Genomic DNA, 14,339 nt, shown 5'->3' on the forward strand with positions numbered 1-14,339 from the left:
CGGATGCCGTCAACCAGACGGAGCGCTACGCCTTCGATGCATGCGGCTCGACGAAATGCTTGCCAAAACGCTGTCGGAGGGCCAATTTCTGCAACTTTCCCGTTGCGGTGAGCCGTAGTTCTGCAACGAACACCACGTCATCCGGAATGCACCACCTGGCGACTTTGCCGTCGTAAAACGCTAAAAGTTGCGATGCCGTCAAGGCGCTGCCTGGGCGTCGGACCGCAATCAGTAACGGGCGTTCGTCCCATTTCGGATGTTCAGCAGCAATGCAAGCCGCCATCTCGACCTCCGGATGCGACATCGCAATGTTCTCCAGTTCGATTGACGAGATCCATTCGCCGCCAGACTTGATCACGTCCTTGCTGCGATCCGTGATCTGCATGTAGCCTTCAGCGTCGATGGTCGCGACGTCGCCGGTTGCGAACCAGCCGTTCTCCAGCGCCGTTTGATCCGTGCCGTAGTAGTGGCTCAGCACCCAATGGCCGCGAGCCATCAGATTGCCTGCGGAGTTGCCGTCCCACGGTAACTCCGCACCGTCCGTCCCGACGACCTTCAGGTCGACGCCGGCGATTGCACGGCCCTGCTTCGCGTCGATGCAGGCGCGCTCTTCCACAGACTTGTCTCGATAGCTATTCGACGGTGCACACACTGTGCCAAGCGGCGACAATTCCGTCATACCCCACGCGTGGACCGCCTTGATGCCTAGCTCGCGCATTGACCTGGCCAGATGCGGGGGACACGCCGCGCCGCCGACAATCGCGCGCCCAAAGCGGTCGCTGTGCTTGCCGACGCGGCGCATGTAATCGACGAGGCCGAGCCAGATTGTCGGCACTCCTGCTGAGACCGTAACGCCTTCCTGCTCGAACAGCGTCCACAAGGATTCCCCGTCGAGCCGCGGGCCAGGCAGTACCAGCCTGGCTCCAACCAGCGGTGCGGAAAACGGTAAGCCCCAGGCGTTCACATGGAACATCGGCACCACTGGTGCGACGGTGTCGGTCGCGGACAGGCAAAACGCATCGGGAGCCACCGATGCATAGGCCATCATGGTCAGCGCGCGATGTGAATAAAGCACGCCCTTGGGGTTGCCGGTCGTACCCGAGGTGTAGCACAGCACGGCAGCTTGCTGTTCGTCGAACTGCGGCCAGGAAATCTGCTGCGCGTGGCCGCTGATGAAGGTCTCGTAACTTTCGATCGGCAGCGGGAATGCATCCGGCAGATCTTTCTCGTCGCACAACATGATCCATGCCTCGACATGCGGACACTGGGGTGCAATCTGTTCGACGAGCGGAGCGAACGACGCGTCGAAGCAGATGAGCCGGTCACGGGCGTGATTGATGATGTAGGTGATCTGCTCAGGAAAAAGCCGTGGATTGATCGTGTGGCAAACCGCGCCAATGCCGGCGACACCGTAATACAACTCCATATGGCGATAACCATTCCATGCGAGCGTGCCAATGCGGTCTCCAGCTGCTATGCCGCGGCTTGTCAATGCATTGGCAAGCTGCATGGCGCGGGCATGGCAGTCCCGATAGGTATAGCGGTGGATGTCGCCTTCGACTCGGCGGGACACGATTTCAACCGAGTCGAAGTGGCGTGCTGCCTGCTGAAGCACCGACGATAACAACAACGGCGTGTACATCATCTGGCCGGGCAGATTCATGAGTGCGGCTCCTGACTGATCCATCAGTCGTAGTTGAGTTGAGGCAAGATTCGATTTCGTCACTACAGCGTAGTCGGAGCGGGCAAGCAGCGGCAATGCAAGCGGCACTGCAATGCGCCGCTTGCAACGCGTTCTGGACAGACGCAACCGGCTCGACGCTTAGATGGCCTATGAACGTCACGTCACCGATGAGGTCGCGTTTAGAAGAGGTGTCGTATACCGAGGTCCACTCCGGTTGTCGTACCCTGCACCCCGTACAGTGCGCCGTTGATGGACAAACCCGTGTTCATCGCGCCATGGTTGTTCGCGACGGCGAGTTGCGCGTAGAGGAGGGTGGCTTTCGACAGGGAGTACTGCGTGCCCAGCGCCGCCAGCAGCGAATGGTTGGCCGTATCATTCCGGTCGCTCGTCACCCAGACGCCGCCGTTGATATCCAGCGCGGGCAGCGCAAGGTAATCGAGACCACCGCCATAGACGTTGTTGTTGAACGACCCTGCGACCTTGTAGTTGGTGAAGGACGCCTTGGCCGTGAGCTTGCCGAACCGGTATGACGCGCCCAGCGTGCGGCCCTCGAATTGCAGCGTAGTAGGAACCGGAGTCTGCACCGTGCCGCCGCTATTGCCGTCGAAAATCGCCGCGGTGACCATCAGGCCGCCGTTATCGTATTTCAGGCCCGCCGAGTACTGCCGACCGGCCTGAAAGTTCCCCGCTTCACCGCCGAGCGCAACCATCAGGCTACCCTGGAAGCCAGCGATAACCGGACTGGCGTAGGACACCGCATTGGCGTTGAACAGACCCGTGCCGAGAACGTTGTCGAGATAGTTCACCGCGCCGCTGCCGAACAGCGAAGCCTCGCGCGGGTCCGAATTATACACGGCCAGGAAGAATGGCGAGAATTGCAGACCTGCCTTGACCTCCCCGAATTTGCTGTCCAGCGCGACCCATGCCTGGCGCCCAAACTGGTTGCCGTTCGAATCGTTGAAGCGGCCGTTGGCCACGCTGAAACCGCTTTCAAGCTTGAATTTCACCTTCAGTCCGTCGCCAAGGTCCTCGGTCCCTGTTAGACCAAACTGCGAGGGCGACAAACCGCTGTCGATCGTTGAAAACTGCTTGCCTGCATTCTGCCCGGTTGACGGATCGAGCGTCTTGCTGGTGTACAACAAGCCGCCATCAACGAGCCCATATAGCGTGACACTGCTCTGCGCCAGTGCCATGCCGGCAAATAGCAGCCCTGCGACTCCGACGAAAAATTTCGAAACGAAAACCCCTTGCTTGAACATCTGTTGTCTCCTTAACGACGTTTTTTATCATTTTGATTAGATCAGCCAATCTGGCTCACGCCTCGCATCACGGATCACTGAGAAAGTCGTGTAGCGATGCGAGCCATTTACCCACTCAGTGACTCACGTAAATCGACTTCAGCTGCTGATAGCTGGCGAGACTTTCCGGGCTGAACTCTCGACCCAGGCCGCTGGCTTTTACCCCGCCGAACGGTGATCCGATTGCGATCGCATAGCCGTTGACACCGATGGTTCCTGTTTGCACGCGGCGCGCGATGTTCATTGCTCGCTCGGGGTCAGCGCTCCAGACTGTCCCGCCCAGTCCATAAGCAGAGTCGTTGGCGATCCGTACGGCGTCTGCGTCATCCTTGTACGGAATCACCGCGAGGACCGGTCCAAAGATTTCTTCCTGCGCGATAGCAGCGGAATTATTGACGTCAGCGAACACGGTCGGCTCAACGAACCAACCGCGATCGAGGTCCCTGGGCCGACCGCCCCCGGCGACCAGTCGTGCTTCGAGTTTCCCTCGCGCGATATAGGTCTCAATCTTTCCGCGATGTTCGGATGTCGCCATGGGCCCTATCTCGGTGGCTCTGTCCAGTGGATCGCCCAGCTTGAGCGACGATGCCTGCGCCACCAACGCATCAACGACCTCGTTGTAGCGTCGGGCAGGGGCGAGCACACGGCTGCAGCTCACGCAGGTCTGACCGTTGTTCATGTACGTTATGAATTGCAGGCCCGGCGTGATCGTGTTGAGATCGGCATCGTCAAGAATGATCGCCGCTGATTTCCCACCTAGCTCCAGCGTCACTGGCCGCAGCAGTGAGGCACAGGCGCTGGCAATCGAGCGTCCCGCCGCCGTGGACCCTGTGAACGCGACCTTGTCGATACCCGGGTGGCTTACCAGATATGCGCTAACCGCACGATCAGCTGCCACCCAGTTGATCACGCCGGCAGGTAGCTCCGCCTCGATCGCGGCTTCGGCCAGAACGTAGCTGTCGAGAATCGTGTTCGGCGATGCCTTGACGACAAGCGTGCAGCCTGCGGCTAGCGCTGGCGCAATCTTGCTCATCGCCAGCACGACTGGATAGTTCCACGGGACAATGGCGGCGACGACGCCGATCGGACTGTGATTGACCAGGGTTTTGAGACCTAGCTGTGACGGTCGTGTGTCCTCGGTCTCGAGTGCGGCTGCGAGACTTGCGTAATACCGCAGCATACCGATCGCGAAACCGCCTTCGAAGGCTTCGCTCAGGTTAATCGGCATGCCGTTCTGCACACTCACGAGCCTCGCCAGTTCAGCACTGCGCCTTTCCAGCGCGTCGGCGAAACGCACCATTGCGGCCGCACGTTCTGCCGGCGGACAGGAAGCCCAGCCGGTTTCATCAAACGCGTAGCGCGCCGCTGCCACAGCGCGGTCCACATCCGCTTCCACTGCTTCTGGCGCACTGCCGATCGATTCTTCGGTGAATGCGCTAACGAGCGTGAACCGCTTCGACGAGGCCGGAGGCACAAGTTTGCCGCCGATGAAAAATGAACCGTGTTCAATAGCCATGGTTTTGCTCCTGGGATTTAGTTTCGTTTTGATTGATCGCAGATCATTCGATTGCCAGACATCGCTATGCCATCCTGATCATGTCCGCACATTTCTCGCCGATCATGATCGATGGTGCATTGGTGTTTGCATTGATAATGGCCGGCATGATCGACGCATCTGCAACACGCAATCCCTTTATTCCGTGTACTTTCAGTTCATGATCGACCACCGCCATCGCGTCGAAGCCCATCTTGCAGGTGCCGACAGGGTGGTAGATGGTCTGCGTGTAGTTCCTGACGAATTCACGCAGGGCCTCATCTGACTGGACTGCTGGGCCGGGCAAAACCTCCTCGCCGCGAAACGGCGCCATCGCTTCCGAATTCAGGATGCGGCGGGCAATCTTCAGGCCCGCCACGATGATGTCGATATCGTGTTCATCGTTCAGACATCCCGGGTCGACGTTGGGCTTCCGGGTTGGATCGTTCGAGCTCAGCGTGACCTGTCCTTTGCTCTTCGTGCCGACTACGCCCGGCATCAGCGTAAAGCCATGACCAGTGGGGTTTCCGGAGCCGTCGAGCACGAAGAAGGCTGGCGCGAAATGAAACTGCAGATCGGGTGCTGCTGACCCTTCCGTGACTGTGACAAATCCGCCGGCCTCTCCAATGTTCGAGGTCAGCAGTCCCATGCCGTGACTGAGCTTTTCCAGTTGTGAGGGATCGCTTGCGCCGGCCAGGGAAACGGGTTCGGTGCACGCATAGGCAACAGGAGCCATGTAATGGTCCTGCAGATTCTGCCCGACCCCTGACAGATCCTTGACGACCTTGATGCCGTGCGACTCCAGATGCGCTTTGGGCCCAATGCCTGACAGCATCAGAAGGTGCGGAGAGCCAAAAGCGCCCGCGCATACGACGACTTCTTTGCGGGCCTCGGCGATTTGCTCCTTTCCGTCCAACTCATAGACGATACCGGTGCACCGTCCTTCCTCGATCAGTAAGCGCCGGGTGAGCGCATTGCCCTGGATCGTCAGATTGGTGCGGGTCATGGCGGGCTGCAGGTAACTGACCGACGCCGACGCGCGCATGCCGTTTTTCTGAGTGACCTGGTAGAGTCCGAACCCCTCCTGTTCTCCATCATTGAAATCGGGGTTGTATGGGAATCCCTGCTCGATTGCCGCTTCGACAAATGCGACCGTAAGAGGATTGGGATCGCGCAGGTCCGCGACGTTCAGCGGACCGCCGACGCCGTGGAATTCCGATGCACCGCGCTCGTAGTTCTCCAGACGCTTGAAATACGGCAGCACGTCCTTCCAGCCCCACCCCGTAACACCACCGGCGTTCCAGCCGTCGTAGCAAGCTGGATTACCGCGCTGATAGATCATCGCGTTAATGGAGGACGAACCGCCGTAGACCTTGCCGCGCGGCATATAGAGTTGTCGACCATTCAAACCGGTTTGCTCAGTGGACGAATAGTCCCAGTCGAGCGGCGTCTTGAAGAGTGTTGGAAAGGCCGCGGGTACGTGGATACTCGGATCGGTGTCCGAAGGGCCGGCCTCAACAAGAAGAACCGTGGTTGTCCCGTCTTCCGAAAGGCGGCTCGCGACTGCGCAACCGGACGATCCCGCGCCTATCACTATGTAGTCATACTTCATATCTCCTCCAGTTTTTATGAACTGCTTATCGTTCCCCGTGACCGCAGAGCGGCTACGACGCGGCGCTGCGCAACCTGCCAGTCCGGGGCCTGTCAGACCTCGTATCAGAGATCGGTACGGTCTAAAGCAAGCGACATGCCATGCGTGGATCCATAGCCAGCGTAGCCCGCCGGCGCGTAGCTACTCGACATATCGCCGGTTCGCCGATCCCGCATTCACTGTGTTGGCCCCTTCAGTTGTCGCGAATCGAGCCAGGCCGACATGTCGCCCTGGCTCAAAACAAGACAGTGACAAGGCGCTGTGATGAAGCGGCGTCACCCGGCTTACGGGCTTACGCCCCGATCTCGCCAGGCGGTCGTACATCTCAGGGAAGCCCTTAAACCGTGCGCATTCCGCGAAAGCAGTGTTTCGTTTTATGGAACAGCGACGCTGCTTCATGGGGCATATTCGCCATGACCGCGAATAGCACGGCACTCTCACAGGCATTCAAGCGGCACGACGTGAGTTGCCGATGCAGACGGAGACGACACGATTTCGAGGATTCGCATTGACTCGTTCAGCGTGATGCGCGTTGCGCGAAAACGTTCCACCCGCGCTTTGCGTTGACTAGCGTAGGGCTCGCGGAGCGTGCAGTGTCGTGTCGTCGAATCGAACGTGTAGCCGTCGCGGTTCGGCTTCGCTCATAAATCAAGCGTCCAGAACATTGGAAGAAGAGGGTAGTACACGGAACTTAGCCTTACAGGTTGGACGGCGCTCGTCTCGAGTGCCAGCAAAGGTGTAGGAAAAAGGCGCGGCGAAGGCCCTTGCTGACGAGGGCGTCAATCTGGTGCTGCTCGCGCGGGGCGTGGAGGAACTGGAGCCGACGGCTCACGAAATCGCCAGCACGTATGGTGTGCGGGTGCTTCCGATCGGTGCTGACGTAACCAACGTGAACGACGTGCGTGGTGCCACGACGCTGGCCAGCGATCATTTCGACCAGGTCAACATTCTGGTCAACGACGCGGGCGCAGCGATTCAGCGCCGGGACAGAGAGATCACCGGGGACGATAGCGACTGGCTCAACCAGATCGAGATCAAATGCCTGGGTGCGCTGCGAATCATCCGGGAATTTCTTCCGCTCATCCCCGCTGATGGAACCGGGCGGATTAGGGGTTGGGCCAACCTGTTATACGCGCTGGCAGCGTGCGCGCGTTTCTGGCATGGTCGCGTAGGCACCCCGCATTCACGGGTTTTGAGCGAGTCATGAAAGCAGCGGCTGCAGGATTGAAGGCGTCTGCCGGCTTTCGACGTCCATATCCGACCATACTTCAATTCCGGGAGTTCGATAAGTGATCAGCGCCAGAACGAGCTGTTCTGCCAACCAGAACGAAGCGCTGCGTGCGGTTCGTCCGGTCAGATCCGCCATAAGCCCGCGCCTATCCGGCTGCCTGGGCCAGCTGGAACGTCATCGAATAACTGAAGCGGCTGGCTGGATGCACGCCGGTCGTGATGACGATTGCCTTGTCGCGTACAAAGTAAGTGCGGACGATACGCAACCCCGCCGAGCCGGACTTCACTTGCAGCGCCCGCGCCTGCTCGCCTTCGATCAGCAGACCCTGAACCTCCTGCTCGACCCGTGTCATCTTGATGCCGTACTGTTCTTCGACCATCGTGTAGACCGGCGTGTCGAGGGTCTTCGCCAGTTGCGGCAGCTGGCTGAAGGCCTTGTCGACGTAGATGTCGACCAGCGCGATGGGCTCTGTCGCCGAGCTCCCGCCGTGTCGCACGCCGGCGATATGCAGCCACTTCGCTCCGGGTGCGCAGCGCAGCAGCGCGGCCCGCGCGGCATCGGCCTGGATCGTCCTGCGCGCGGATACTTGCAGCGTCGTGCCCTGCGCGTAGCGTATGAGGTCGCTCAGCGTATCCATCGACTGCACATAGCGTGTCTGCGGGCGGTCCGCGATGACCCGCGTGCCGACGCCCGCCTGGCGGCTGATCATCCCGAGATCGCACAGCTTGCGCACCGCCTCGCGGACCGCGTACCGGCTCAGGTTCCATGTCGCGCACAACTCCGCTTCGGTCGGCAGCAGTTCGCCGACCGGCGGCGTGCCGTTGCGGATGTCCTGCATCAAGGTACGCGCGAGATCGACATGGCGCGGCTGGGTGGTCGCGAATACGGCTTCGATGGAGTCGTCCTGGATCACGGTCATGGCTAGAGAGCGGCGAGTGTTCGTCAAGGGGGAACATGGAAGGATCGTTGTTTCGTGAATCATAGCGTATCCCACGGGTTTTCACGAATGTTCGAACATTTGAACTAGACCTAAAGTTCGTCTCACGGGGTGCCGGGCAGAAATTGCCGTTCGGCGGCCGCACTGCCCCTTGCTTTCACGAGAGACGCGAACATGTACCCGATTGACTTCCTGTGGCGTGCCGCCAGCCGGCATCCGAACCGCACGGCCATTTTCAGCCCGGCTGGCGACCTTTCTTTCCGCGAACTGGCGAGCCAGGTGCTGGCGCGCGCCGCCGCGCTCACGGCCATCGACCCGCTGCCGGGTAGCCGCGTCTGCGTGGGCGCAGCCAATACGGTGGATCATCTGCTGGCGATCCTTGCGATCCTCGCGGCAGGCAAGGTTTGGGTGCCGCTCAATCCCCGCAACGGTGACCCCGAGCTGCGTCGCATCGTCGACTTCGTCGACCCGGTGCTGGTCCTTGCTGACGAAGACATGGCCCTGCGCCTCGCCGGCATTGCCGCCAGCCTGCGCCCGCTAGACGAACTGACGCACAACGCGGGCTCGATCGACGCCGTGATGATGGGTCCGCACTCCCGTGGCGGCATCGGCCTCGACGCGCCGCAGGCGATCAAATTCACCGGCGGCACGACGGGATTCCCGAAGGGCGTCATCCAGCCGCTGCGCGCATGGAACGCGAACATCGCGACGCAGATCCACGAGTTGGGGCTCACGCCGGACGACCGCTATCTGGTCGCCGCGCCGATCACGCACGGGACATCCACGTACATGCTGCCGCTGCTGGGCGCGGGCGGCGCGCTGATCTTCCCCGAGCACACGAAACCCGCAGGTCTGCTGGATGCCGCCGCCGCGCACGGCGCGACGATCTTTTTCGCCCCGCCCACGCTGATTCTCGTGCTGGTGGACGAGCAGCGCCGGGCGCCGCGCCGGCTCGCCGCGCTGCGCTACCTCGTCTACGGCGGAGCGCCGATGCGACCGGAGCAGATCCGCGCGGCCCAGTCGGTGTTTGGGCCGGTGCTGTGCACCTCGTTCGGCCAGACCGAGGCGCCGCAGATCATTACATTCCTGCCGCCGGCCGCGATGACCGGAGAGCATCTCGCGTCAGTGGGGCGGCCGTCCCTGCTGACGCGCGTGGCCGTTGTCGGCAAGGACGGCAGGCCGCTTCCGGTCGGCGAAGAAGGTGAGATCGCCGTGCGCGGCGACCTCGTGATGAGCGGCTACCTGAACGCCGAAGAAGAGACGCGGAAGACACTCGTCGACGGCTGGTTGCGTACTGGCGACGCGGGGGTATTCGACGAGCGAGGCTATCTGTTCCTGCGCGACCGGATCCGCGACGTAATCATCACCGGCGGATTCAATGTTTATCCGAGCGATGTGGAGGTAGTGCTGTCGGCCCATCCGGCCATCGCGGACTGCTCGGTGGTCGGCGTGCCCGACGAGAAGTGGGGCGAGGCCGTGCACGCAGCGGTGCAACTGCGCCCAGGGATGAACGTGAACGTCGACGAGCTGATCGACCTCGTCAAGCGGGAGCTGGGTTCGGTGAAGACGCCCAAGCACGTTCACCTGTTCGAGTCGCTGCCGCGTAGCGCGGTGGGCAAGGTGCTCAAGCCCGCGATTCGCGAAACGATCGTCAACGAACGGAGCAATGGATGAACGCGCCACACGAAAAACCCACGCCGCGCACCGCGTTGTGCCATTACGACGAGCGCGCCGTGTACTACGGCGACGACGATCTGGTGGGTGATCTGCTTGGCCGCGCGAGCTTTGTCGACGTGTTCATGAAACAGACCTTCGGCAAGATGCCGACGGACGCGCAGCGCCGCATTGTCGACGCGGTGCTGGTGACGCTGATGGAGCACGGCATGACGCCGAGCGCGATCGCCACGCGGATGATCTACGCAAGTTCTCCGGAGAATCTGCAGGCCGGCGTCGCGGCCGGGTTGCTGGCGGTGGCGAGCCGTTTTGTCGGGACGATGGAGCCGGCGGCGGACTTGCTTGACCGGATCGTCGCAGCGGGCGAAAACGGGGCCGCCGAAGCGCAGCGGATCGCAACGGATTACCGCGCACGACGGGAGGCGGTGCCCGGTTTTGGCCATCATCTGCACAAGCCCGACGACCCGAGGGCCATCGCGTTGCTGCAACTCGCGCGCGAGGCCGGCACCTTCGGCGCGCGCTGCGCGGCACTCGAACGGCTCGCTGCCGGAGTGGACGCGGCGGCGGGACGTCACATCACGATCAATGCGACCGGCGCGGTTGCGGCGCTGCTCGGCGACATTGGCATTCCTGCGCAGTTGATGCGCGGCTTCGCGGTGTTGAGCCGTGCGGCCGGCCTGATCGCGCATATTGCCGAAGAACAGCGTGAACCTTCGGGCCGGTTTATCTGGGACCTGGTCGACAGCGCAATGACCTTTGAAAAACGGGCGGACTGATTCCGCCAGCCGCGCCGCAGGCCATCCGGCCTTGCGCGCGCGACATCACCCGCATTCCATTTGGAGGAGACGAACATGACTGAAGCCAACCAGACGATCCAGCGTCATCACCACATCACGCTGTGTGTCGGCACCGCGCAGGAAGACTACGACTTTCACACGAAGGTGTTGTCGCTCAAAAGCGTGAAGAAGACGCTCATTTACGACGGCGTCGCGCCGTTCTATCACCTTTACTACGGCAACGACATCGGCGAGGAAAGCACGCTGATCACCTGTTTTCCCGTCGCCCATTTCGGCCGCAAGGGACAGCGCGGCGCGGGGCAGATCGACAGTCTCGCGCTTTCGGTCCCGGTGTCGGCGATTCCTTTCTGGGCGAAGCGCCTCGCCGATCACGGTTTCGACGTGAAGCGCTCGGAGCGCTTCGGCGAACAGGTGCTGAGCTTCGCCCATCCGTGCGGCGTGGGCTACGAACTGTTCGGCATCGCCGACGACGCACGCACGCCGTACTCGAACGGTGAGGTGCCGGCCGAGCTGGCGATTCGCGGACTGCACACGATTGGCGTGAACGTGCGCGAGACAGAAACGTCGCAGGAGTTCATGGAAAACGGCTGGTCGGCGCGCGAGTCGGCGCGCGACGGCAAGTACTCGCGCTACGCATTCGGCGACGGCGGCTCGGGCAAGTTCGTCGATTACGCGATCGAACCGGACATGCCGCAGGCCAGCTGGACCTACGGAGCGGGTATCGTGCACCACTGCGCGTTTCAGGTGGCGGACCACGCCGTGCAGAACAAGGTCAAGGTGACCCTGGAAGGGATGGGCTTCACCGATACCTCCGAGCGCAAGGATCGCGGCTACTTCGAATCGATCTATGTGCGCACGCCGAGCGGCGCGATGTTCGAGGCGACGGTGTCGAAGCCAGAGGGTTTCCTGATCGACGAGCCTTACGAGGAACTCGGCACGACCGTGCAGATTGCGCCGCAGTTCGAAAGCCAGCGCGCGACGATCATGGAGTCGCTGGAAACGTTGAAGTATTGAACGCATCATGTTGAACCCTGATCCGCACAATCAAATGCCGTTGAGCGTGTTCGGCCCGCCTGCGCACGATGCGGCGCTGGCCGTCATTCTCGTTCATGGCCGTGGGCAGTCGCCTGAATGGATGCATGAGCAGGTGGTGCGCCGTTTTGAGCGGCCAGATATCGCGTGGCATGCGCCGGCTGCGGCAGAGCATTCGTGGTATCCGCAGCGCTTCATCGAACCGCTCGAGGCGAACGAGCCGCGCCTCTCGCAGGCGTTGGCGCGACTCGAGTCGCTGTCCGCCGCGCTGCGCGAGCAGGGCATCCCCTACGAAGCGCAGGTGCTGATGGGCTTTTCGCAGGGCGCATGCCTGTGCAGCGAGTTTGTCTGGCGCATGCCACGGCCCTACCGGGCGCTGGTCGCGTTCACGGGAGGCCTGATCGGGCCACCGGGTATGGCTCGGCACATCAGGCATGGCGCGCTCCGGAACATGCCGGTATTGCTGTCGACATGGGGCGATGACCCTTACGTGCCGGCGGAGAGCGTGCGGGAGTCCGCTGCGTGCTTCGAGCAGTCCGGCGCGCTCGTGACGCTGAAGATCGAGGGCGCGACTGAGCACGGCATCCGGAACGCGGAGATCGGCTATGCACGGGAGATCCTCGCGGGCACCGCGTCCTCCTACCCGTGATATTTATCAAGGAACGCAGAACATGCAGTCATTCGTGCACGAAACCCGTGCGACTCGAGTTGTCTTTGGCGCAGGCAGCCGCCAGCTTTTGCCGCGTGAGCTTGATCAGATAGGTATACGTCGCGCGCTCGTGCTCACCACGCCGGACCAGGTCGAACTCGGCCAGCAGGTCGCCGCGATACTCGGCGACCGATGTGCCGGCGTGCTGGGCAGCGCGGTGATGCATGTGCCGCTCGAGGTCGCGCGCGACGCAATCGACGCCGCCCGCCGATTGGGTGCCGACGGCTGCATCGCCGCCGGCGGCGGTTCGACGATCGGTCTTGCCAAGGCGATCGCGCTCGAATCGGATCTGCCGATCGTCGCGTTGCCGACGACTTACGCGGGCTCGGAAATGACGCCCCTATACGGTATCACCGACGACGGGATCAAGAAGACCGGACGCGACTGGCGCGTGCTGCCTCGCGCCGTCATCTACGACCCCGAACTGACGCTTACGCTGCCTGTGGCCCTGAGCATGACGAGCGGCATGAATGCGATCGCGCACGCTGCCGAGGCGCTGTACGCCCAGGATGGAAACCCGGTCTACAGCCTGATGGCCGAAGAAGGTATTCGGGCGCTCGCGCATGCCCTGCCGCGACTGCGCGAAGCGCCGGCCGACATGGATGCGCGCGGCGACGCGCAATACGGCACCTGGCTGTGCGGCACGGTGCTGGGAAACGTTCAGATGGGGCTGCACCACAAGCTGTGCCACACGCTCGGCGGTAGCTTCAATCTGCCTCACGCGGAAGTGCACACGGTGATTCTGCCGTATGCGCTCGCTTACAACGCGAATGCAATCCCGCAGGCGCTGGCGCGTATCGCACGCGCGCTCGACCGTCCGCAGGCAGTCGCGGGGCTCCACGCACTTGGCCAGTCGCTCGGCGTGCCGCGTTCTCTGCGGGAACTTGGCATGTCGGCGGATGCACTCGATCATGCAGCCGATCTTGCGGTGCAAACGCCGTATCCGAATCCGCGGCCGCTCGAGCGAGGGCCGATCCGGGCGTTGCTACAGCGTGCTTACGAGGGTGCTGCCCCGGACTGACGCCGAACGCTCTCCACAAGCCAACCATGAGTTATGCAAATCATGTTGATTGAACACCGTGTCTACACCCTGCAATTGGCTGCCACCGACCTGTTCTGGGATGCGCAGCGCGAGCGCGGCGACGACGGTTTGCAGCCGATACTCGACCGCCTGATTGGCTCGTTCTCAACGTCCAGCGGCTCGCTGGACCAGATCGTCAGCCTGTATCGGTACGACAGCTTCGACGACTGGCAAACGCGCCTGCTAGGTCTTTACGGGCGCGCGGGGTTAAAGGCGTATTTCGACTGCGTCCGTCCGCTGATCCTTCATCAGGAGAGCAAGTTTCTCGTGCCTGCGCCATTGCCTGAATTGACGCCTCACTGGGGAAGCGGTCATGACTGGCTTGCCTCGCAGGGACCGCTGTTCAATGCGCCGCGACACACAGGCATTGTCGAGGAAACTACACTGAGCTTTGCCGCTGGCGGCGTGCCGGCCTGCTGGAATGCCTTTCGGCAGCATGCGCTTGCCGAAGATCCGGCGGCGATGGAAGGGTTGTTTGGCGGCTTCAGCAGCGTCGTTGGTGCACTCAATCAGGTGCTGCTCTATCGGTACTTTCCTGACGTTGAAGGCTGGTCATCGCATCGCGCGGCATTGCAGGAGTCTGCGCGCTGGATCGGCTTCCTTCGCTCCCTGGCTCCGTTGACGGTCGGCAGCAACAGCCGATTGCTGAATCCATCGCCGGTGGCGGATATGTCGCCGCTGTTCCCGCGAGCCTGAACGCACCAGTCCAGG

General features: G+C 62.0%; 13 protein-coding genes. 7 read left to right on the plus strand and 6 right to left on the minus strand.

Annotation, left to right across the window (positions count from 1 at the left end; translation table 11 throughout):
* Nucleotides 1-25 precede the first annotated feature (25 nt).
* The 4 genes from KHO31_RS35420 to KHO31_RS35435 form a co-directional block, all read right to left on the minus strand.
* Nucleotides 26-1,663 (minus strand): 3-(methylthio)propionyl-CoA ligase, encoded by a 1,638-nt coding sequence (locus tag KHO31_RS35420; RefSeq protein ID WP_328822751.1) that lies wholly within the window; start codon nt 1,661-1,663, stop codon nt 26-28.
* Between the two features lie 200 nt (nt 1,664-1,863).
* Nucleotides 1,864-2,943, minus strand: a complete 1,080-nt coding sequence (locus KHO31_RS35425) for a porin (protein WP_211625539.1) — start codon at nt 2,941-2,943, stop codon at nt 1,864-1,866.
* 115 nt (nt 2,944-3,058) lie between these two features.
* Nucleotides 3,059-4,498 carry an aldehyde dehydrogenase gene (locus KHO31_RS35430; RefSeq protein ID WP_211625541.1) on the minus strand — a complete coding sequence of 480 codons (1,440 nt, stop codon included), beginning with the start codon at nt 4,496-4,498 and terminating at the stop codon, nt 3,059-3,061.
* A 64-nt stretch (nt 4,499-4,562) separates the two neighbouring features.
* On the minus strand, nt 4,563-6,128 hold the full coding sequence (locus tag KHO31_RS35435) for a GMC family oxidoreductase (protein WP_211625544.1): 1,566 nt from the start codon (nt 6,126-6,128) through the stop codon (nt 4,563-4,565).
* A gap of 844 nt (nt 6,129-6,972) precedes the next feature.
* On the opposite strand from KHO31_RS35435, the gene KHO31_RS35440 reads away from it, so the two are divergent.
* On the plus strand, nt 6,973-7,374 hold the full coding sequence (locus KHO31_RS35440; RefSeq protein WP_236071670.1) for an SDR family oxidoreductase: 402 nt from the start codon (nt 6,973-6,975) through the stop codon (nt 7,372-7,374).
* On the opposite strand, the gene KHO31_RS35445 is transcribed toward KHO31_RS35440, so the two are convergent.
* Together KHO31_RS35445 and KHO31_RS35450 are read right to left on the minus strand one after the other, a co-directional pair.
* Nucleotides 7,369-7,533, minus strand: coding sequence for a hypothetical protein (locus KHO31_RS35445; RefSeq protein WP_211625548.1), 165 nt, complete (start codon nt 7,531-7,533; stop codon nt 7,369-7,371). The genes KHO31_RS35440 and KHO31_RS35445 overlap by 6 nt on opposite strands.
* Nucleotides 7,534-7,543: 10 nt before the next feature.
* On the minus strand, nt 7,544-8,317 hold the full coding sequence (locus KHO31_RS35450; protein ID WP_211625549.1) for a GntR family transcriptional regulator: 774 nt from the start codon (nt 8,315-8,317) through the stop codon (nt 7,544-7,546).
* A gap of 192 nt (nt 8,318-8,509) precedes the next feature.
* On the opposite strand from KHO31_RS35450, the gene KHO31_RS35455 reads away from it, so the two are divergent.
* The 6 genes from KHO31_RS35455 (at nt 8,510) to KHO31_RS35480 (ending at nt 14,324) form a co-directional block, all read left to right on the plus strand.
* Complete coding sequence (locus KHO31_RS35455; protein ID WP_211625557.1) at nt 8,510-10,009, plus strand: class I adenylate-forming enzyme family protein; 1,500 nt, start codon at nt 8,510-8,512, stop codon at nt 10,007-10,009.
* Nucleotides 10,006-10,785: a citryl-CoA lyase gene (locus tag KHO31_RS35460; RefSeq protein WP_211625559.1), complete on the plus strand. Its 780-nt coding sequence runs from the start codon at nt 10,006-10,008 to the stop codon at nt 10,783-10,785. Before KHO31_RS35455 ends, KHO31_RS35460 begins: the two co-directional genes overlap by 4 nt.
* A gap of 75 nt (nt 10,786-10,860) precedes the next feature.
* Nucleotides 10,861-11,820: a VOC family protein gene (locus tag KHO31_RS35465; RefSeq protein ID WP_211625562.1), complete on the plus strand. Its 960-nt coding sequence runs from the start codon at nt 10,861-10,863 to the stop codon at nt 11,818-11,820.
* A gap of 7 nt (nt 11,821-11,827) precedes the next feature.
* The gene (locus tag KHO31_RS35470) at nt 11,828-12,487 is read left to right on the plus strand and encodes an alpha/beta hydrolase (protein ID WP_211625570.1); all 660 of its coding nucleotides are present in this window, start codon (nt 11,828-11,830) and stop codon (nt 12,485-12,487) included.
* Nucleotides 12,488-12,509: 22 nt separating this feature from the next.
* Complete coding sequence (locus tag KHO31_RS35475; protein ID WP_211625572.1) at nt 12,510-13,568, plus strand: maleylacetate reductase; 1,059 nt, start codon at nt 12,510-12,512, stop codon at nt 13,566-13,568.
* A 42-nt stretch (nt 13,569-13,610) separates the two neighbouring features.
* On the plus strand, nt 13,611-14,324 hold the full coding sequence (locus KHO31_RS35480) for an NIPSNAP family protein (RefSeq protein WP_211625574.1): 714 nt from the start codon (nt 13,611-13,613) through the stop codon (nt 14,322-14,324).
* The last annotated feature ends 15 nt before the right edge of the window (nt 14,325-14,339 follow it).

This window comes from Paraburkholderia domus, from assembly GCF_905220705.1.
Taxonomy (GTDB): domain Bacteria; phylum Pseudomonadota; class Gammaproteobacteria; order Burkholderiales; family Burkholderiaceae; genus Paraburkholderia; species Paraburkholderia domus.